This is a genomic window from Pseudoalteromonas sp. P1-7a, from assembly GCF_001401855.1.
GTDB lineage: Bacteria > Pseudomonadota > Gammaproteobacteria > Enterobacterales > Alteromonadaceae > Pseudoalteromonas.
Map to the genome: position 1 here is coordinate 314,501 of NZ_LKDU01000001.1, position 18,952 is coordinate 333,452.

22 protein-coding genes are annotated in these 18,952 nt (G+C 40.4%); 5 read left to right on the forward strand and 17 right to left on the reverse strand.

What is annotated here, in order from left to right; genetic code table 11:
* Positions 1-11: 11 nt before the first annotated feature.
* The 16 genes from hutH to AN389_RS01495 all read right to left on the reverse strand — a co-directional run bounded on the left by hutH (position 12) and on the right by AN389_RS01495 (position 13,750).
* Positions 12-1,562, reverse strand: coding sequence for a histidine ammonia-lyase (hutH, locus tag AN389_RS01420; protein ID WP_055019100.1), 1,551 nt, complete (start codon positions 1,560-1,562; stop codon positions 12-14).
* A 20-nt stretch (positions 1,563-1,582) separates the two neighbouring features.
* Entirely contained in the window at positions 1,583-2,572 is a 990-nt protein-coding gene (locus tag AN389_RS01425) for a family 2 glycosyl transferase (RefSeq protein ID WP_055019101.1), read from the reverse strand.
* A 15-nt stretch (positions 2,573-2,587) separates the two neighbouring features.
* Entirely contained in the window at positions 2,588-3,325 is a 738-nt protein-coding gene (locus AN389_RS01430; protein ID WP_055019102.1) for a glycosyltransferase family 2 protein, read from the reverse strand.
* A gap of 12 nt (positions 3,326-3,337) precedes the next feature.
* The gene (locus AN389_RS01435; protein ID WP_055019103.1) at positions 3,338-3,694 is read right to left on the reverse strand and encodes an acyl-CoA synthetase; all 357 of its coding nucleotides are present in this window, start codon (positions 3,692-3,694) and stop codon (positions 3,338-3,340) included.
* Complete coding sequence (locus AN389_RS01440; protein WP_055019104.1) at positions 3,687-5,027, reverse strand: AMP-binding protein; 1,341 nt, start codon at positions 5,025-5,027, stop codon at positions 3,687-3,689. The genes AN389_RS01435 and AN389_RS01440 overlap by 8 nt, the downstream gene beginning before the upstream one ends.
* The gene (locus AN389_RS01445) at positions 5,011-5,577 is read right to left on the reverse strand and encodes a hypothetical protein (RefSeq protein WP_055019105.1); all 567 of its coding nucleotides are present in this window, start codon (positions 5,575-5,577) and stop codon (positions 5,011-5,013) included. The genes AN389_RS01440 and AN389_RS01445 overlap by 17 nt, the downstream gene beginning before the upstream one ends.
* Positions 5,577-5,831: an acyl carrier protein gene (locus AN389_RS01450; RefSeq protein ID WP_055019171.1), complete on the reverse strand. Its 255-nt coding sequence runs from the start codon at positions 5,829-5,831 to the stop codon at positions 5,577-5,579. Before AN389_RS01450 ends, AN389_RS01445 begins: the two co-directional genes overlap by 1 nt.
* 51 nt (positions 5,832-5,882) lie before the next feature.
* Positions 5,883-6,140, reverse strand: coding sequence for a phosphopantetheine-binding protein (locus tag AN389_RS01455; protein WP_055019106.1), 258 nt, complete (start codon positions 6,138-6,140; stop codon positions 5,883-5,885).
* On the reverse strand, positions 6,133-6,927 hold the full coding sequence (locus tag AN389_RS01460; RefSeq protein WP_055019107.1) for a 1-acyl-sn-glycerol-3-phosphate acyltransferase: 795 nt from the start codon (positions 6,925-6,927) through the stop codon (positions 6,133-6,135). The genes AN389_RS01455 and AN389_RS01460 overlap by 8 nt, the downstream gene beginning before the upstream one ends.
* Positions 6,906-7,637, reverse strand: coding sequence for a beta-ketoacyl synthase chain length factor (locus AN389_RS01465; RefSeq protein ID WP_055019108.1), 732 nt, complete (start codon positions 7,635-7,637; stop codon positions 6,906-6,908). Before AN389_RS01465 ends, AN389_RS01460 begins: the two co-directional genes overlap by 22 nt.
* Before the next feature lie 82 nt (positions 7,638-7,719).
* The gene (locus AN389_RS01470; RefSeq protein ID WP_055019109.1) at positions 7,720-8,241 is read right to left on the reverse strand and encodes a hypothetical protein; all 522 of its coding nucleotides are present in this window, start codon (positions 8,239-8,241) and stop codon (positions 7,720-7,722) included.
* A gap of 3 nt (positions 8,242-8,244) precedes the next feature.
* Entirely contained in the window at positions 8,245-9,330 is a 1,086-nt protein-coding gene (locus AN389_RS01475) for a beta-ketoacyl synthase N-terminal-like domain-containing protein (RefSeq protein WP_055019110.1), read from the reverse strand.
* Positions 9,330-9,602 (reverse strand): hypothetical protein, encoded by a 273-nt coding sequence (locus tag AN389_RS01480; RefSeq protein WP_055019111.1) that lies wholly within the window; start codon positions 9,600-9,602, stop codon positions 9,330-9,332. The genes AN389_RS01475 and AN389_RS01480 overlap by 1 nt, the downstream gene beginning before the upstream one ends.
* Positions 9,593-10,756: an ABC transporter permease gene (locus AN389_RS01485; RefSeq protein ID WP_055019112.1), complete on the reverse strand. Its 1,164-nt coding sequence runs from the start codon at positions 10,754-10,756 to the stop codon at positions 9,593-9,595. Before AN389_RS01485 ends, AN389_RS01480 begins: the two co-directional genes overlap by 10 nt.
* Positions 10,750-11,673, reverse strand: coding sequence for an ABC transporter ATP-binding protein (locus tag AN389_RS01490; RefSeq protein WP_055019113.1), 924 nt, complete (start codon positions 11,671-11,673; stop codon positions 10,750-10,752). Before AN389_RS01490 ends, AN389_RS01485 begins: the two co-directional genes overlap by 7 nt.
* 43 nt (positions 11,674-11,716) lie before the next feature.
* On the reverse strand, positions 11,717-13,750 hold the full coding sequence (locus AN389_RS01495) for an FAD-dependent oxidoreductase (RefSeq protein WP_055019114.1): 2,034 nt from the start codon (positions 13,748-13,750) through the stop codon (positions 11,717-11,719).
* A gap of 240 nt (positions 13,751-13,990) precedes the next feature.
* Between AN389_RS01495 and AN389_RS01500 the strand changes: the two genes are divergently transcribed.
* A complete protein-coding gene (locus AN389_RS01500; protein ID WP_055019115.1) occupies positions 13,991-14,809 on the forward strand; it encodes a HEAT repeat domain-containing protein in 819 nt (272 codons plus the stop codon).
* Positions 14,810-14,863: 54 nt separating this feature from the next.
* Here the strand turns inward: AN389_RS01500 and AN389_RS01505 are convergent, their stop codons facing one another.
* Positions 14,864-15,304, reverse strand: a complete 441-nt coding sequence (locus tag AN389_RS01505) for a DUF2141 domain-containing protein (protein WP_055019116.1) — start codon at positions 15,302-15,304, stop codon at positions 14,864-14,866.
* Between the two features lie 82 nt (positions 15,305-15,386).
* Here AN389_RS01505 and AN389_RS01510 point away from each other — a divergent pair, with 82 nt between their 5' ends.
* Genes AN389_RS01510 through AN389_RS01525 form a run of 4 tightly spaced genes read left to right on the forward strand, consistent with a single transcriptional unit; the run spans position 15,387 to position 18,898 of the window.
* A complete protein-coding gene (locus tag AN389_RS01510; RefSeq protein WP_055019117.1) occupies positions 15,387-16,307 on the forward strand; it encodes a hypothetical protein in 921 nt (306 codons plus the stop codon).
* A 9-nt stretch (positions 16,308-16,316) separates the two neighbouring features.
* Positions 16,317-17,471 carry a beta-ketoacyl-ACP synthase III gene (locus AN389_RS01515; protein WP_055019118.1) on the forward strand — a complete coding sequence of 385 codons (1,155 nt, stop codon included), beginning with the start codon at positions 16,317-16,319 and terminating at the stop codon, positions 17,469-17,471.
* A 12-nt stretch (positions 17,472-17,483) separates the two neighbouring features.
* Positions 17,484-17,885 (forward strand): hypothetical protein, encoded by a 402-nt coding sequence (locus AN389_RS01520; protein ID WP_055019119.1) that lies wholly within the window; start codon positions 17,484-17,486, stop codon positions 17,883-17,885.
* A gap of 8 nt (positions 17,886-17,893) precedes the next feature.
* Complete coding sequence (locus AN389_RS01525; RefSeq protein WP_055019120.1) at positions 17,894-18,898, forward strand: BtrH N-terminal domain-containing protein; 1,005 nt, start codon at positions 17,894-17,896, stop codon at positions 18,896-18,898.
* Positions 18,899-18,952: the final 54 nt, after the last annotated feature.

Here is an 18,952-nt window from a genome sequence, read left to right on the forward strand (position 1 = left end):
ATACCTTCACTTTATTGGTAAAGCGACCAACGTTGAGTTTGAATATACTCAATGGTTTGACGCAATAACTTATCAGTTGGGCGATCTTCTTCTAATAAATCAAAAAAGCCGGCTACATCATCAATCATCGCTGTAATTTCAGGATTAAGTGCTGCGGCATCGATTTCATTATTTAAAATACGAATGCGCACACCTTGAACTGCTGCAAGTAAAGTCGCAGCTAATACTTGCTCTGTGAGTTGTAAAATCCGTAAGCAATCACGCGCAGCTATAGTTCCCATACTCACTTTATCTTGATTGTGACACTCAGTTGAACGAGAAAACACACTCGCTGGCATGGTTAGTTTTAATGCCTCAGCCGTCCAAGCAGAGCAGCCAATTTGAATTGCTTTAAAGCCATGATTAATAAAGCGACGATCACTTGAAGCCGCACTTAAATTAGAGGGCAAACCATGGTTCATTTTCACATCAACTAGGGTGGCAATTTGGCGATCAGCCAAGTCTGCTAAGTTAGCCACACAGCTCTTCATTGAATCCATTGCCATGGCGATATGGCCGCCGTAAAAGTGACCGCCATGTAGCACATGCTCACCGACACCATCGATAATCGGATTATCATTAGCACTATTAAGTTCATTTTCAATCATGCTTCTCAGCCACGGTAGGCTGTCTTCTAACACACCAATAACGTGAGGAGCACAACGGATTGAATAACGATCTTGTAGGCGATGTGAATTACGTGGATGTTCTACATGATTTAAATCAGTTTGAATGCGCTTTGCCACATTTTGCTGACCCGGATGTGGTTTAACACTAAATAGAATATCATCAAAATGATTGCTGTTACCTTTAAGTGCAATACTTGCAAGCGCGGTAATACGGGTCATTAAACGACTTGCGTATTCACTACGATCATAAGCTTGACAAGCAAGCGCTGTCATCACCGCTGTGCCGTTCATTATTGCTAAGCCTTCTTTCGGACGTAAAGTAATAGGCTCGAGACCTTCTTCTTTAAAGGCCGCTAATGAGTTAACAACTTGATCCTTATAATAGGTGTCGCGCTCACCAATTAAACTTCCTGCCACATATGAAAGCGGCGTTAAGTCACCACTTGCACCCACTGATCCTTCTTGCGGGATAACAGGGATAATATCACGATTGATCATTTCAACGAGTAGTTTTAGTAAATCCCAGCTAACACCTGAATAGCCTTGTGATAATGAGGATAAACGGCTAGCTAAAATCAATTTACCTTGTTCTGGCGTAAAGAAATCACCCAAGCCACAACCGTGGAAGCGTGTAAGGTGCATAGGTAACTCATTTACTAATGCTAACGGAATCTCTACCGTACACGAGTCACCATAGCCAGTGGTTACACCATAGATATGGCCTTCTTCAGCTAAAAGCTTATCTAAAAAAGCGACGGCTGAATCAATTTTTTCAGCAAACTGGCTATCACCAGATAGCGCTACGCTGCGGTCTTCTTTTACAACACTAATAATGTCTTCAATCGTTAAACGGCCTGCGCCAAATAAAAGGTGTGTTGATTTATTGTTTTCCATTTACTACTGTCTCCAGATATTTAGCTAGGCTTTGAATCTTTGTTGCTGGCTTTTTGCCAAAAGTTAAAAAAATTGTACCATTGATAAGGCGCTTTTTTACAATAAAACTCAAGACGCTCAGCAAACTTTGTTGCCATTGCTTGAAAATGCGCTTGGCGCTCTTTGCGTTTTACTTTAATGGGATCGGCAAACTTCTCAATATAAGTTCTATAGCGCCCGTGTTCATTAATGCAAAACATTAAAAACACTGGGCATTCCATAATGTTCGCCAGCGCGAATGGACCAACAGCAAAAGGGGCTTGTTCCCCTAAAAACGGCGCTTGATGCACACTTGTTGGGTTATTGACCGAGGTTCTATCAGCAAAGATAACCACTGCTTCACCATCATCAATTTTTTGTTTTAGTTTAATCGTGTCATCAGGACCGAAGTTATTAATATGAATAAAATTAATGGCCGCTTCTTGGTTTACTTTCTTTAAGAAATTATTGAATGACGGGGTATGCTCATTATAAGTGATCACATTAAGTGGACGCTTATTATCACCCATACTAAAAATTGCGCGGCATATTTCCATATTACCTAAATGAGCACTAAAGATAACCGCCCCTTTGGCTTGCACTAACTCTTGATAACCGTCAGGGGTCGCAATCTCAATATCTTTGATATTTACTTTACCAAGCCAAGCATCAAACTTATCGAGAATTGCCATACCAAATGAAAAATACAATTTAAAACCTTGCTTAAAGCGCACTAAGCCGACCCGCTTTTGCTCACCCATGCTGGTGTTTAAATTGTCTAAGTAATGCCAAATTGCATGTCGTGATAAACGTCCCGTAATATAAAAGTAAAACATCACAGGCGTTAATACGACTTTAAATAACCATTTGCCAAATACTTTATAAATAAACACTAACAATTCAATACCAAACATCGAGCCACGCTCTTTTAATTGTGACCAATGAAAAGTACTGTCGTTGTGCGGTTGCTGTGGTTTGTTGTTATCTGACACTGTGTTTATTACTTCCTATTTAAATTTATTCGCAATGAGCCGAGGTAAACGCAGCAACATACCAAAAAATAAACGCGTATGCATTTTTGATATCAAAACATTATCTTCCCATACATTAAAGTGGGATACACCATTTTCTGGGTACAATACTTTGGTTTTAATGAACTCAACGGGTGTGCCCTGCCAATAAAGCTTTACCATGACCTCAATATCGAAATCCATCTTATTGCCTAAGCGCGTGTTATTAATTAACTGCACATAAGCAGCTAACGGATAAACCCGAAAGCCACACATAGTGTCTTTAATTTTGAAAGAAAGCGTTTCAATATGGACCCAAAAGTGAGTAATAAAACGACCGTAATAGCGCCCTTTAGATATTGACTCATCATAAACAGGCTGACCGCTGACCAATGCCGTGGGAGCAAACTTAGAGCGTGTGATTAGTTGCTCTACATCATTCAAGTCGTGCTGACCATCCGCATCAACTTGTATAGCATGGCTCCATCCTGCTTGGTGGGCATGAGCTAACCCTGTTTGTACAGCAGCACCTTTGCCACCATTTTGCGTTCTACGAACAAGCGTGACCAGAGCAAACTCTCGCTCAACATCCTCTAACACTGTTTGAGTTTGTTGATTACTGCCATCATCGACCAAAATAATTGGTAAATTAAAACTCACTAAAGCTGCGATGGTATCGCGAATCACTAAATGATGATTGTAATTTGGGATCACAAATCCGTATTGGCTGCTCATGATCAGTTCACCTTATTCATCTGCAAGTACCACTTTGCCAGAGGCATGCTGACCATGTGTGGAACTGTAGCTAAAGCTAAATTTATTTGCTTTGATTTTTTTCAAACACAGGGCAACCTCATAATTAGGCTGTACAATAATTTGAAATTTCAGGGCATCAATCGACACTGTTTTAGTACAATCGACCGCCATAAACTCTGTTAAATAGTGCATCACCCAGTCAAGCTGTGCTACACCAGGTAAAATAGCTGCCTGAGGAAAATGGCCTTGGAAATAATAGAGATTTTCAGGAATTGTTAACTTTAGCAAAACGTGTTTATCACTTTGCTCAATCAGCTTACAATCCGGTTTATATACAAAATCAGTCAAACAACTTCTCCAACTGCGCTTTATTAAGTTTACCCTGCGAGTTATGTGGTAACTCAGTTAAATAACGATACTTTCTAGGTATCACTAAGGGTTCGAAAAATGCTTTTAAATGTGTTTTTAATGCTTGAGAAAACTTAAATTTGCCAAGCTGCTCTAATGCCTGCTCACCAGCCTCTGTTAATACTAATACAGCGGCAATTTCATCTCGCTGGCCAGTACTTGTATCATGTTGCAGTAATAAAACATAACTATCTACAACCCAATCAGACTGGTTTACTCTGAGGCTTATTTCATCGAGTGAACAACGTTTTTCTTCTATTTTGACAATCCGGTCAGCACGACCTAATAAATTAAACTGGTTATTTGTCAATAACTGCACCCGGTCATCCGTCTGATACCACTGCCCATTATCAACATAAGGAGATGAAATAATAAGTCGCTGACAATCATCGAGTTTAAGCTTAATTGTTGAAAAAGCCTGCCAATGACCCTGGCTGTTTTGTCTACGCCAAGCAATACCACCAGTTTCTGTACTGCCTAATACTTCTATTGGCGAATCACCGAGTTGACTCGCCAACTGTATAGCCGCGGCGGTTTTTAGTGGCCCACCTGATGAGAATAATCCACGTATTCTATGCTTTATAGCCACAAGCACATTATCTTGTACTAATCGATGATAATAAGCAGGGCTGCTGATCACAACAAAGTCATGATCATCATTTTGTTGATTTATAAAGTGCAGTAAATGCTCTGGGTAATCAAAGCTATTAAAACAGACATCGCGCCCACTATACAGTGGCCACAAAACCTTAAACAATAAACCATAAATGTGCTGATGCGACACCGTGGCAACCATCATGGTTTGTTGCATTTGATCAGCAAATTGCTGTTCCAACTCTTTAACTTCAATCAATAACTGGGAAAAGGTTTTATCAATTGCTTTTGGCGTCCCACTTGAGCCAGAGGTAAAAAATCTAATCGCGGCGTTTTCATCAACCTTAATGGCAGTATTTACCACATGCTCAACACGAATGTTTTTATTAAAAGCCACTTCTGCACAGGTGTTATCGGCTATGCCAGTGAATGCCTGAGCTTGCGCTAAGCACTGTGCAAGCTGCTCTGGTTGGCCATTTTGTGGCAATACAATGGACTTGTTTGCGGCTAATAACGCAAAAAACAAAACACTGAACTGGTAACTGTCAGCATCAAATAATAACCATGTTTGTTCATCACGTGCAGCAAATACGCGTGCATGGGCATGTACTTGCTGTTGCCAAATGGCATAGCCATGATTTTGACAATAAAAGTAGGTCTTGTTAGTCGGCCATTTCATTTGATTTATTTTTTGCCTTTTGAAACTTTCTTATTATAAATTCTACGACCATTAATATCCCTATTAACAAATAGGAAATTAAACCATTATAGGTTAGCCAAACCACTGGATCTGGATGAAAAATCGTTGCTGTCGCAATTAACCCATTAATGATAAAAAATCCACACCATACTTTTGTTACTGTACGGGTGTAACGCTTGCCGTGCTCGTCAAGCGTTTCAAATTTACTGGCAATCACTTCAATAAAACTAGGTGGGTTGTAAAGTGAATAGGCAAATACAGCTAAAAAGCAGCTACTTATTACCACTGGGTAAAACTTCAGTGCCAATTCAGAGTTAGCAAAAGTCGCAAAACTTAATACAGTTATACCACTGATAGTTATTATTTTCATGTGTGCAAAATTAACTATACTGCTTTTTGTTAACCAGTATCGCGCTAAAAGCACCACAATAAAAAGTGCAGCAATTAACGCAGGCTCGCTAAACTGCAAGCCAAAATACACGGCTAGTGGATATAGAAAAAGTAACCCAACTAGCACGGCTTTATTCATTAAGCGTCTGCTGTCATCAGTTTTTCAACTGCATCAATGACGTCTTGCACTGTACGGACTTGTTTAAAGTCATTTGGCTCGATTTTTTTACCGGTTTGCTCACGTAATTTAACGACCAAATCAACCGCATCAATGCTGTCTAAATCAAGGTCTTCGTATAGATTCGCGCTGTAGGTAATATCTTCTGCATCTATTTCAAAATCCTGCTCTAGGATTTCGCTTAGCATTGCAAAAATTTTATCGCCATTATTCATGTTTTCATTACTCATAGTTACTTCCAAACAATGCAGAGTGACTGCAGTTTATTATGCCCGTGTTGAGGCAATAAAATCACACAAGGTTTTAACCGAGTAAAAATGTTTTTTACTGTCATCGGTATTACCATCAATTTTTACGTCATAAGCTTTTTTAATCGCAACACCTAATTCAAGTGCATCAATTGAATCAAGGCCTAAACCATCGACGAATAACGCTTCATTATCATTAATATCCGATGCTTCTATATCTTCCAAATCAAGGGTTTCAATGATTAGTTGTTTTACTTCAGTGCTTAAATCACTCATGTTTTAATTTTTCCTCGTTAAAATAAGCTTGTAAATCGCGTGTTAGTTGTCTAACAGTGTTAGTTACATGATCACCTTTTAAATAAGGTTTTATCTCATAAATCGGTAGCACGCGCATTTTAAAGGTAAAGCGACGATCAGTCACTTGATACCACTTTTGCCCTTTGGTCAGCGTGACCGGTGACACACCTATCAAAATCGGCAACATATCGACTTCAGTGCGAAGCGCGATATTTGCTGCACCTCGTTTAAATTTCCATGGCTTTTCGGGAACACTTCGCGTACCTTCAGGGAATACAATCAAGTTATTACCACAGGCAAAACTTTGCTGACACTGATTTAAAAAACATTCAGGATCAGCATCATTGTTGATATAACCCGTAGCCTTTACAACACCTTTTAAAAATGGATTTTTCCAAAGGTCCGCTTTGACGACACAATCAGCATTTCTGACTATCGAAATTAGCACCACCACATCTATCAAAGAAGGGTGATTGGCGATAATTAGCTGTCCTTTCGCATTTTTTATTGCATCTAATTTATCAAGATCGATTCGTAAAATACCAATTAGGCGCATATAACCGACAAAAAATTTAAACGAATAATGTACCGCGGTGCGCGCGGCTTGATTTCGTTGGTTTATATCCGAATAAAGTAAACGTTGAATTGAAAACACCAGAACCGATAAAACCAAGCCTCCGCCGCTAAATAAAGCAAACGCACTGCCTGTAGCTATTACGCGATATAGTTTAGTGAATGAAGCTTTCATATCTGACTTAACTGCCATTGATAGCGTTTTGAATCAAGCACTAACTGTTTATTATTTGAATAATAAAAACGCAAAAATGCCAATGCCTGTAATTGTGATGACTCAGTACCGTTAGGCTGGTTATGACTGGTAAATTCCAAATTAATGCACGCTTGCGATGTGCTTTTCTCTATTAACAAAGCCACAGCAACGTTATCAGGACTTTGTTGCACATAAGGTTGATATTGTTCCGGTACGGCTAAATCACTATATACATATAAAATACGGTCATAATTGTAAGCATGTAATTTTGAGACCGCATCAACCAAGCCCATAAAAAAGCTATCTTCGCCAGCCGACACAGCAGACAAAGGCGCTTTATTACCGGTAAAGATGCTAAATAAACCACCTACAGCGTTATGAACAGATAAACCAAAATGGGTTGGAGATAATGCCTCTTTACTTGCTACATCAGCAATTAATTTGCTTGTTTTGTGTAAATCCCCATGGCGAGATGAAAATACGCTAGGTACTGTTTGTTCATATGATTCACAGGCAGCAAGTGCACAATGCAGCGTTAATTTAGCAAACGGACTAAGACGCCTGCGCTGCATAGCTGGCATTTGTTTCAATTCAGGAATAGTTAACGTTCGAGTGTTTAGACTTCTATTGTTAGCAAACGCACACCAATCCTCGGTACTAGCCTTACCATCGCCCCAAGCAACACATTTTTTTACAGCAAATTTCAACGTAACAATCCCTATTACAAAGGTGATGAGAAAAAGAGGCTAGATTCTACAGCCCTGCATGCTCGGATTCAAGTAGAAGACACTAATCTTTGCCACGTTCGCTGGAAAAACCAGCATTTTCCACTATTTTAACTGAACAATGACGTATTTTATCATCTTCATGCCACACTACTAAGATAGCAATATCAATGATCCCACTTTCCATGTCAGCTTGAGCTAATAGTTGATTCTTTTTCATTCCTGACTTATCTGAGCCAATAAATAAATTAGGGCCGTTAATAAAATAAGCACTAGCAAGGTAATAATTAGCGGCATTGCCCACACTCGCAACAAAGCTAAGCGGCTTAATGGCTTCACAGTTGTGCACGTCAAGCAACATAGATTGCATTAAATCACTAGAAAAATAATCAGCGCAACTGTACAAGCCAATCCGCGAGGTTAAATCAATGCCCTGCTTTGCCCTAAAAACGGCCAATAAGGCAATCAGTGTAAATGCATCCATTCTACGAACTGTTAAACCTGTCTCTTGTTTTATTTGCTGGCGCAGTGCTTTTATATCCAGTGATTTATCTAAACTAACTAATGAGTTTGCAAGTACGTTCATCATCTAAGCCTTATGCCTTTGCATCACTAACGCTGCGTTATTGCCACCAAAACCAAAGTAGTTAAGTAGCACAGTGTTTACCTGCGTAAAGTCTGGCTTTACATAAAACGGCCACATTAATTCTTTGCTATCGTAAGCATAACTTGCCACTACGTAATTTTGTTGTTGCTGACATTGCTGGTACAAGGCTATTTCAATAACACCACACGCTCCCAAGGTGTGACCTGTAAAAGGCTTGAAAGCGATTAAAGGTGGTTGGTGCTGGTTAAAAACCCTTGTTAATGCGTTGCACTCTGCTTCATCGTTACCAAGCGTTGCTGTGCCATGAACCTTAACAACATCAATCTCGCTAGCACTAATACCGGCATCGCTAAGCGCATCGGTGATCACTTGCGCAATATGACTGCCGTCTTCTTGCGTCATAGTTAAACTGTAAGTATCACAAGCAGAAGCACCACCTAACAACTTAAACTGACACTGCTCAGCTGCTTTTTCAGATAGGTACAATGCAGCAAGGCCTTCTCCTAACACCAGACCGGAGCGCCCTTTAGCAAATGCGGCTAAGCCAGATTGACTAATCAAATCTAGCGACTTAAACCCTTCGACTGTTAAAGGATTATAAAACTCACAGCCAATGACTAGCGCATTGTCTATTTTACCTTGGGCAATTAAGCGTTTTGCGTATAAACATGCATTAGCGCTAGCGGTACAGGCCGTACTAAAAGTAAATTCTAAGTCATTGAGCCCATAACGCTGAACTAAAGCCCGATTTATTTTGTTGGTTGTAGAGAGCCAAAGTTCATCACTGGCACCAATCTCAACTGCACTGATATCTAATGATGTTGAACCTAAAAACAAAGATGTGGCTTTAAGATCCTCAGCAGTTAATGAAAGTTTTGCAAACAGCGGTAATATCAATTGATCAAAGTAAGCTAAAATGTCGCCAAATTGACAGTTGTCTATTTCATCTCTAAATGATTTAAACGCCACTACTTCACTTTCGTTAGTCTGTACTTTATTGCTTGTTTCAGTGCCTAGCGTTGCACACATCACTTCACTGGCATTTAAATAGACACTGCGTAAAGCCATTATTTTTCGCGCTCACTAACAATAAAATCAACAATAGTATCAATAGACTGCAAATGCTTACGAGTTTCTTTCGAGCCCTCAACTTTAATACCAAAATGCTGCTTTAGTACTAAAGATAATTGCAACGCGTCTAATGAGTCTAAATTTATGCGTGACTGACTACCAAATAAAGGCTCTGAGTCGATAATGTCTTCAGGGGCAAAATCATCTTCTTTGTCACACTCGGTAATAATCAGCTGCTTTAATTGTAGTTTTAGCTCGGCTAATTCCATGTCAAATTCCTCATTTTTTTATTAAATATCCATAAAGCGGCACTAAAGCATGACAATGAAAAACCCCAAAGTAATACGCTGTAATGCCAAAAACTGTGTGTCATTGTCTCGCCCATTATTAACCTTAAAATTTGTGCTGACCAATACATAGGCGAACCATTTGCCAGTGCTGCAAGATTGCTTGGCATGATCTCAAGCGGCACCATAAAGCCACTCATTGCCGCTAGGATGATATTCACCCCTCCTCCAACAACAATAGCTTGCTCATAGCTTGATACTAAACTGGCTAAAAATAATGCAAAGGAAATAGCCGCAACACTTAAACTGATTAATGCAATCACACACAAGCTCAAGCTGTTTAGAGATAGTAGCGGCAATTCTAAACAATACGGGATCACCACGCAGCCTATTAACGCTAATAACACTGTTTGCACTAAGCTTACGAGTGTATAGGCACATGCTTTATTATAAAAGTAACGCGCCATGCTAATAGGGTAGGTTTTTAACCGCACTAAGGTGCCATTATTTCGCTCGTTTATAAAAGTTAAAGAGACTGGTAACACAATAAAATACACGCCAAACACCCACCATGCAGGAATACTATTTAATGCTGGGTTGTGTAGCGCTTTTGCAGGCGTATTGGCAAGTAAATAATTGACATCAGATGCTGTGATTACTGCGTTTATTTGCTCATCAATAACGGCATCGGTGTCTAAATCACCAGTTTCGAGCATATATAAATAAAGTTTCAGTTGTGCCAAACACGCTTTCACTTTTTCTCGCAGTAATAAACGTGTTTGTGGGGCAAGATCATCACTTATAATAAGTTGTAACTGGCTTGTACCTTGGCGCATAAGGATTTGTTGATCAAACTGCGGATTGATAATCAACTGACTGACTTGCTCGGTTCTGCTTTTATTAGCGCTAATGGTAAACCCTTGTGCTTGCAGTAACTTAGTAATAACCAGGCTGTATTGGCTATTATTTTCACCCGCCACTGACAGTACCAAGTTCTGCTGTATGCTTTGTTGTGACTGACTACTTGCCATGGTCATAATCACCATGAACACGATGGGCATAAGCAATAAGACTGCTAAACTGTGCAAATCATTAGCAATTAAGCGCGCTTCTTTTTTCAGTGTGTGAATTAACATGCCTGCTCCGAAAACAACGCCCGATAAAGCTGCTCAATTTGGTTATCAGAAAAATTAACAGACTTTATTTCATCACTGAGCTGACTTAAAGCGCTAAAAAGACTGCCAAGTAGCTTGGTGTCTGAAATAGTCAACTGATACTGAGCCTCACTAATCACTGTTAATTGCTCTGTAAATAACGCTAACTGCATCTGAGACAAACGGTTTTTAGTAGTAAAGTTAAGCGTAAGTTGAGCACTGTTAATAGCTTGGTTGGCGACAACTTTACCGTCTTTTATAAACACTACATCGTCACATAATTGCGCCACTTCGTACAACAAGTGTGAGGTGTAAACCAAGGTTTTTCCTTGTTTTTTTAAATCCTGCAACAAACTAATAATGGCATCACGAGAGAGCGGATCGATTCCCACAGTCGGCTCATCTAAAAATATAATATCAGGTTGTTTGCTCAATGCGATTGCGATATTTAAACGCCGTTTATAGCCACCTGAAAGTGTACTTGCTCGTTTATTAGTAACCGCTTGTAAATTGCAGGCAGCAATTGCGGATTCAATATACTGAGCATGTAAACGGCGATTTTTTTCACTTATTGCAACAAAAAAAGCAAGATTATCATACACAGTTAGCTCTTCATAAAAGGCAAAATCTTGTGGTACTAAAGCCACTTTTTTTGCTATTGCCTGTTTTAGGCTTAACTGTTGATAATGCGGGTACTCTATCCGTCCTGCAGCAGGGGCTAACAAGCCAGTCATTAACGAAATTAATGTCGATTTACCTGCGCCATTTGGGCCTAAAATAGCTGTGCATGTCCCTTGTTTTAGCTGCAGTGAGACAGCATCAACCGTCAACCGTTCAGCCCCTTTGTAAGCAAAGCTAAGTTGTTGTAGTTCCAACATGATAGGAGCTATTTTTGCCATAAGTTATCCTGCGCCATGATTACTGTCCTTGTTGTTATTTTAATTATAAACGTTGCGCAAGGTTAAACGCCTCGCCAATAGCCCGTTGTAAATCTAGTTTTTCGGCTTTTAATGCACCACCAATATAGCTTACAGGAATAGATAGTTCATCTAGCTGCTGATGATTACAAGGTAATACGGGTTCTTGCCCACTACAAATCACAACATGGTCGACCGCCAAAATCCGCTCTCTTTTTCGTACGCTGATATGTAACCCTTGTTGATCAATTTTAGTGTAATTTACCGCCGCTAACATCTTAACACCTTGATGTTTTAAATGTTCACGGTGGATCCAACCTGTGGTTTTCCCCAAGTCAGCCCCATGTTTTCGTAATTTTCGCTGTAATAAGTACACTTTAGGTTCTGTATCAACACTGTCTGCTTTCGGCTGTTTATTTATCACACCACCCGGTGAATTCACCGTTAAATCAATGCCCCATTGATTCGAAAAACCCTGCGCAGATTGTTGCACACTGTGCCCAGATTGATTGCAAGTAATAAAACTTGCAACATCAAAACCTATGCCACCAGAGCCGACAATCGCCACATTGCCTTTAATTGGCACACTACCATCTAACACTGCTTGATAGCCGACCACTTTCGGGTCATCAATTCCCACAATATCAGGTGTATAGCCCTTCACCCCAGTAGCAACAACACAATGATCAAACTGAGCCAAGGTTGCAGTATCCGCTTGTGTATTCATGCAAACTTTCACATTAAGGCTCGATAAACGATTTTTAAAATACCGTAATGTTTCTTTAAACTCTTCTTTACCCGGAATATTTGCCGCTAATAAAAGTTGCCCACCAAGCTGGTTGCTTTGTTCAAACAAGCTCACTTTATGGCCTCGCTCAGCAGCATAAATTGCGCAGGCCATGCCCGCAGCCCCACCGCCGATAATAGCTATCTGTTTACTTTGTGTAGCTTTAACTGTCAGTATTAAGGTTTCATTACATGCGCGAGGATTAACAATGCATGAAGCGGGTAAATTAACAAAAATATTATCTAGGCAAGCCTGATTACACGCTATACAGGTATTGATCTGTGCACTTTGGTTGTTATGTGCTTTGGCAACAAATTGGCTGTCAGCTAAAAATGGTCGCGCCATGGAAATAAAGTCAGCGTGTTCGTCCGCTAATAATTGCTCTGCGACTTCCGGGGTGTTGATACGATTACTGGTGATCACCGGCACCGAAACCGCCGCCTTTAAACGTTGGCTCAATGACGTAAATAGCGCCCTAGGAACACTGGTTACAATAGTCGGCACGCGTGACTCATGCCAGCCTATGCCTGAGTTGAGCATATCGACTCCAGCATCCTCAAGCGCATGTGCAAGCTGTAATACCTCAGCAAAAGTGCTGCCATTTGCAACTAAATCCAGTAATGATAACCTAAATACTAATAAAAATTCAGGGCCTACGGCTTGGCGAACATGTTTTACAATTTCAATCGCAAAACGAATCCGATTTTCATAACACCCACCCCACTCATCAATGCGCTTATTGGTCGCTTTAACAATAAACTGGTTAATTAAATAACCTTCTGAGCCCATGATCTCAACGCCATCATAGCCTGCTTGTTTAGCAAGTTTTGCACATTGCGCAAAATCATTAATTTGTTTTTCTATTTCAGCGGTGGTTAATTCTTTTGGCGTGTAAGGACTGAACGGTGCCTGAATGGCCGAAGGCGCGACTTGCTGAGGCTGATAGCCATAACGACCGGCGTGAAGTATTTGCATGCATATTTTAGTACCGTGTTGTTTTACGGCATCTGTTATGAGCTTATGCTGTGCCACCCCAGTTTGGCAATCAAGTACACTTCTATTCGGTGCCAGTATGCCTTCGGGGTTCGGAGAAATTCCCCCTGTGATTATTAAACCGACCCCACCCTGTGCACGTTCACCGTAAAAAGCAGCGAGACGAGTAAAGCCATCTGGTAGCTCTTCTAAATTTGTATGCATAGACCCCATTACCACGCGGTTTTTCAGCGTAGTAAAAGCTAAATGATAAGGGGCAAATAATCGACTGAATGACATACAAACTACACAACTGTGGTACAAAACCGCGCTAGAGTAGCAAGCTTTAATAATGACTGCAAAAATTACCCACTAATTTTCTTCGCAACATATTAAATAGTACATTTTGTAGTCAAAATTAAAAATAAGGGCTTGTTGAATACCTAAACCGGCATTATGATAAAACTCAATTAACAGATAAAAACGTTTGTACCCTCTGTTTTTATTAATTTTATTTTACTCTACCAACAAGGAATGGTTATGTTTTCATTCAAGCCTTTAATAATTGGCTTAACATTAGCAACCTTATCAAGCTCAGCATTTGCCCTGACAACAATAGAGCAGCGCGATTATGATCGTTTAGTTTCTGGTGATTTAACCGAAGTAAAAAAAGCCGCACAATCAATAGTCGCTAATAATACCAACAATGCTCAAGTGTTAGATGTACTAGCCGAATTTGTCGCACAAAACTATTTACATGCACCGGATTATCAACTCGATACCATTGCATGGGCGTGTCGCGCACTAGGTGAAACAGGTAACCCACGTTACCGAGAGTTACTCACTAGCATTGTAAACAGTGATGCTCATAAAAAAGTTCGTAAATACGCGAAACGCTCACTCAAAAGCTTACCTTCTACTGATGCGAGCCAATACGTTGTTGGTAGTATTGATTTAAAGAGCATACAAAAAGCGCCTGTTACAAACGGTTCATCATTAACTGGTGATGATAAAGCAATGTTTGATATTGCTTCAGGAAATTTAATTGAAATCAAAATGCTCGCGCAAAAATACACCACAAGTGGTATTCCTTCGCAACAAGTTGGCGACACCCTGGCTGAATATTTTGCCCAAAACTACAAAACGGGGCAACAACATCAATACGATACACTCGCATGGGTATGTAAAGGCTTAGCAACAGATAAAAACGGTCGCTATAAAGCCTTAATTGAAGATGCCGAAGAAAATAGTCCTATCCGCGCAGTGCGCAAGCATTGTCCTGACGAAATCGAAGGCAAAGGCCCTTACTATCAGGCAGGTACGGTTGACCTAATAGAAGTAGAAAAACAACTACAATAATACAGGGTCTGTAGACGTTATAAGGTCTACAAAACTTAATAACAACGCCGCATTTTAGCGGCGTTTTTTATTGTTCACTTTAATTTGAATCTCGCTATTTTGGCTAAACTCAAAGACAGCATCTTCAGGGGATGGCTGGCCAAACATCAAATTTGGGTTATTTGAAAAGCCAACAGGTTCTTTGGGTATCGAACTGGCGGCTAAGTCTAGCTCACCATTGCCATTTAAATCCTGAAAAAATCGAACACAATAGCTGCCTGCCTGCAGTGAAGTTGACTGCTCCAATGAGCTGGCTGAAACGACTACTTCTTGCGTGACTAGATTAGGTAACTCTTGCCAGCTTAAAGCCACATTACTGCAATCAAGAATTTGATAATGCACCGCGCCAGTGACCTGTTTAAATTTGGCAAACGAGAGCTTAAGTGTGTGTCGCTCCTTCGCGAAACTTTGGCTCATCATTAAGCTGATGGCTAATAATCCAATGAATTTTTTCATGCCTATACGCTCCTTTCTATGGCTTGAGTACCTATATCTAGGTATAATAACGGACTTTTAGGAAGTTACAAAAGGTTAAAGGATGCGTAAAGTTCTCGTTATTCACTACTCACAAACGGGTCAACTCACTCAAATAGCAGACTCTATCGTCTCACCGATTCAAGGCAGTGAAGATATAATTGTCGACTATCTTAATTTAAAACCAAGTAAGCCTTATCCTTTCCCTTGGCCCTTTTTAACCTTTTTCCATATCTTTCCCGAATGCGTGAAAATGGTTCCGCAGCCAATGGACCTTATAGAGTCTGCCCATGATGACTACGACCTGGTTATTTTAACTTACCAAGTATGGTTTTTATCGCCATCGTTACCTATATCTTCGTTTATGCAGTCTGAACAAGCTATTAAGCTACTCAACAACAAACCTGTTATTACTGTAATAGGTTGTCGTGGTATGTGGCTAAGCGCGCAAGAGAAAATGAAACAACTATTGAGTAATGTAAACGCTAAGCTCATTGATAATGTGGTACTAAGTGATGAATGCGGCACCGGTTTTAGCTTTTTAGCCACACCACTTTGGATGTTTTCTGGGAAAAAGAAATCAGTATCTTGGGTGCCAGCAGCGGGTGTAGCACAGCACGAAATAACCGCAGCAAGTCGTTTTGGCGTTGCTATCAAAAAAGCCTTTTTAACCTTAGAGCCCGGGCACACATTAGATAAACCCGTGCTTAAAGGACTAGGCGCAGTCAAGGTGAACGAAAAGTTTATAGCTAGCGAACGTGTAGGCCAGCATAGCTTTAAAATATGGAGTAAAATTTTAGCTACACTTGGCCCGATGCATTCAACGCGCCGAAGTTGTGGGCTATTGATCTATGTGTTATTTTTGCTGACCTTAATCATTACTGTTGTGCCAATAACAGCACTCATAAAAAAATTAATTGCCCCATTAACTAGAAAAAGAATAGCCAAGCAAAAAGCCTATTTTGCTGAGCCATCTGGAGAGTAACCGTCCGTTATGGAAAATGCTGTATATATAAATAACTTACACGCTGTCTTACCCAATAGTCCTGTAAGCAATAAAGAAATGGAAGTCGTTTTAGGTGAGGTTGGCGGACAACGCTCCCGCGCAAAACCCGTTATATTACGAAGCAACCAGATAAAAACCAGATACTACGCCATTGACCCCGAAACTGGTGAATACAACTACACCAATGCGTCATTGGCTGCGGATGCAGTGCGTGGTTTGTTTAATAAGCTAGGCACACAACTTGAACAACTTGATTGCTTAGTAGCAAGTACGTCAATGGCTGACCAAATCATGCCTAATCACGGTGTGATGGTTCATGGCGAGCTTAAAAACCCTAGCCTTGAGGTCATCTCAACCGCCGGTATTTGTTTATGCGGAATCACCGCACTTAAATACGCTTATTTAAATGTAAAAGCAGGCGAAAGCCAGCACAGTGCAGTGGTAGCCAGTGAGCTTGCTTCAAATGTCATGCATTCGCGTAATTTTAATGCTGAGAGCGAACATAAAGTTGCAATGCTAAACCAAAAGCCTGAAATCGCCTTTGAAAAAGATTTTTTACGTTGGATGCTTTCTGACGGTGCTGGTGCTGCATTATTAAGTAACAAAGCCAACGACCACGGCTTGTCTTTACGTATAGACTGGATTGATGTCACTTCGTATGCTGATCAACTCGAGGCATGCATGTACGCCGGTGCTGAAAAAGTTAACGGTAAGCTAAAAAGTTGGACTCGTTTTGATTCACAAGAGCGCGAACAGCACTCTATCTTATCAGTAAAACAAGACGTAAAACTGTTAAATGAAAATATTGTAAAATACACCGTAGAAGATGCACTGAGCAAGATAGTTCAAAAGCGAGGCATTAAAACCTGTGATTACGACTTTTTCCTGCCGCATTATTCTTCGGGTTACTTTCGTGAGCGATTATTCGATGGCCTTTGTAATATAGACTTCCAAATTCCGTACGATAAATGGTTCACAAATTTAACGAAAAAGGGCAATACTGGCTCTGCGTCTATCTTTATTATGCTTGATGAACTGTTTAAATCAGGTCAATTAACTGATGGACAAACACTATTGTGTTATGTGCCTGAAAGCGGCCGTTTTTCTAGTGCTTTTATGCAGTTAACCGTGATTAACAAATAATGTGAGTCGCCTGTGAAAAAACATGATGTGCCCCAAGACAACAGCAAAACCTATCAAGGTCAAAACAAACTTGTTTACGCCGTGGATGAGCGCGGCCATTACGAAGGCGTAAAATCATCGGGTTGGGAAGTGGAAAGTTTTGCCACCCAAATGGCTGTTGACGATTTAAACGAGCAAACCAACGAAGCCCTAGCACAAGCGCAACGCGGTGAAGTGTCGCCATTAGCTTATCATATGTTAGCTAGGCGCTTCGATATTCCCACACTCGCTGGCGCCAGCGGTTTTTTTCAATGGCAAATTAAACGTCATTTACGCCCAGCGGTGTTTGCAAAATTGTCTGATAAGAAACTTAATCGCTACTGCGACACCTTAAAAATTAGCCGCGAAGCATTGCTGACTTTGCCCTCACAATAGATACTTTCATGCCTGATATTATTTTACCAATAAACCACCAGCAATCTTCGCATTGCGAAACTGGCGTAGTTGCTACGCTATTGCAGAGCAAAGGCATAGACATGAGTGAGCCTATGGCATTTGGGCTTGCATCGGCGCTTACTTTTGCTTATTTACCTTTTGTTAAAATTAGTGGTATGCCATTAATCGCCTACCGCATGCCACCAAAAACCATCATCAAAAAGGTATGTAAAAAGTTAAATATAGAATTAGAAAGCCGCAAGTTTTCAAGTCCAGAAGCTGGTATGCAAGCACTTGATAACGAGCTTGCAAAGGGCAATTTAGTGGGTCTGCAAAGCTCTGTTTATTGGTTACCCTACTTCCCTGAGGATATGCGCTTTCACTTTAATGCCCATAATTTGGTGGTCTATGGTAAAACAGAGCAAGGTGATTATTTGATCAGCGATCCGGTTTTTGAGAACCCTGTGACCTGCGCATACGATGATTTAAAAAATGCCCGCTTTGCCAAAGGTGCATTAGCTGCAAAAGGCTTAATGTATGTGATTCGCTCAGCGCCAAGCCAATGTGACTTAGCCCCAGTAATAAGGCCTGCAATTAAAAAAACCGCTAAGATGATGAATGGCTTAGTGCTACCTTACTTTGGCCTGAAAGGCATTCGCCACATGGCAAAGCAAATACGTATGCTTGATAAAAAGCCAGCTAAATTTGCACGGCTTTACTTAGCGCACATAGTACGGATGCAAGAAGAAATTGGCACTGGTGGTGCCGGTTTTAGGTTTATGTACGCCAGCTTTTTAGAGCAAGCCAGCGAGAAAACCAATACCCCAGCATTAAAGGAATGTGCAGAGCATACAACTGAACTTGGTGACTTATGGCGTGAGTTTGCAATGTTAGCGGTAAAATACTGCAAAAAGCGTAGCGATATCAACCTAAACGAGATAGCAAATAAGTTAGAGCAAGTCGCAGAGCAAGAGGCAAAATTAAGTAAATTGCTATTAAACGCTATTGCTTAAAAGTCTTTAAGTAAAAAGCCTTATCTTAAGAACGAAAAAAGTCACCCAAGGTGA

Coding starts and splice junctions, on each gene's coding strand:
- hutH (WP_055019100.1), bottom strand. CDS start 1,562: ATGGAAAACAATAAATCAACACACCTTTTATTTGGCGCAGGCCGTTTA.
- AN389_RS01430 (WP_055019102.1), bottom strand. CDS start 3,325: ATGAGCAGCCAATACGGATTTGTGATCCCAAATTACAATCATCATTTA.
- AN389_RS01440 (WP_055019104.1), bottom strand. CDS start 5,027: ATGAAATGGCCGACTAACAAGACCTACTTTTATTGTCAAAATCATGGC.
- AN389_RS01445 (WP_055019105.1), bottom strand. CDS start 5,577: ATGAATAAAGCCGTGCTAGTTGGGTTACTTTTTCTATATCCACTAGCC.
- AN389_RS01450 (WP_055019171.1), bottom strand. CDS start 5,831: ATGAATAATGGCGATAAAATTTTTGCAATGCTAAGCGAAATCCTAGAG.
- AN389_RS01455 (WP_055019106.1), bottom strand. CDS start 6,140: ATGAGTGATTTAAGCACTGAAGTAAAACAACTAATCATTGAAACCCTT.
- AN389_RS01460 (WP_055019107.1), bottom strand. CDS start 6,927: ATGGCAGTTAAGTCAGATATGAAAGCTTCATTCACTAAACTATATCGC.
- AN389_RS01470 (WP_055019109.1), bottom strand. CDS start 8,241: ATGAACGTACTTGCAAACTCATTAGTTAGTTTAGATAAATCACTGGAT.
- AN389_RS01475 (WP_055019110.1), bottom strand. CDS start 9,330: ATGGCTTTACGCAGTGTCTATTTAAATGCCAGTGAAGTGATGTGTGCA.
- AN389_RS01480 (WP_055019111.1), bottom strand. CDS start 9,602: ATGGAATTAGCCGAGCTAAAACTACAATTAAAGCAGCTGATTATTACC.
- AN389_RS01485 (WP_055019112.1), bottom strand. CDS start 10,756: ATGTTAATTCACACACTGAAAAAAGAAGCGCGCTTAATTGCTAATGAT.
- AN389_RS01490 (WP_055019113.1), bottom strand. CDS start 11,673: ATGGCAAAAATAGCTCCTATCATGTTGGAACTACAACAACTTAGCTTT.
- AN389_RS01495 (WP_055019114.1), bottom strand. CDS start 13,750: ATGTCATTCAGTCGATTATTTGCCCCTTATCATTTAGCTTTTACTACG.
- AN389_RS01500 (WP_055019115.1), top strand. CDS start 13,991: ATGTTTTCATTCAAGCCTTTAATAATTGGCTTAACATTAGCAACCTTA.
- AN389_RS01505 (WP_055019116.1), bottom strand. CDS start 15,304: ATGAAAAAATTCATTGGATTATTAGCCATCAGCTTAATGATGAGCCAA.
- AN389_RS01510 (WP_055019117.1), top strand. CDS start 15,387: ATGCGTAAAGTTCTCGTTATTCACTACTCACAAACGGGTCAACTCACT.
- AN389_RS01515 (WP_055019118.1), top strand. CDS start 16,317: ATGGAAAATGCTGTATATATAAATAACTTACACGCTGTCTTACCCAAT.
- AN389_RS01525 (WP_055019120.1), top strand. CDS start 17,894: ATGCCTGATATTATTTTACCAATAAACCACCAGCAATCTTCGCATTGC.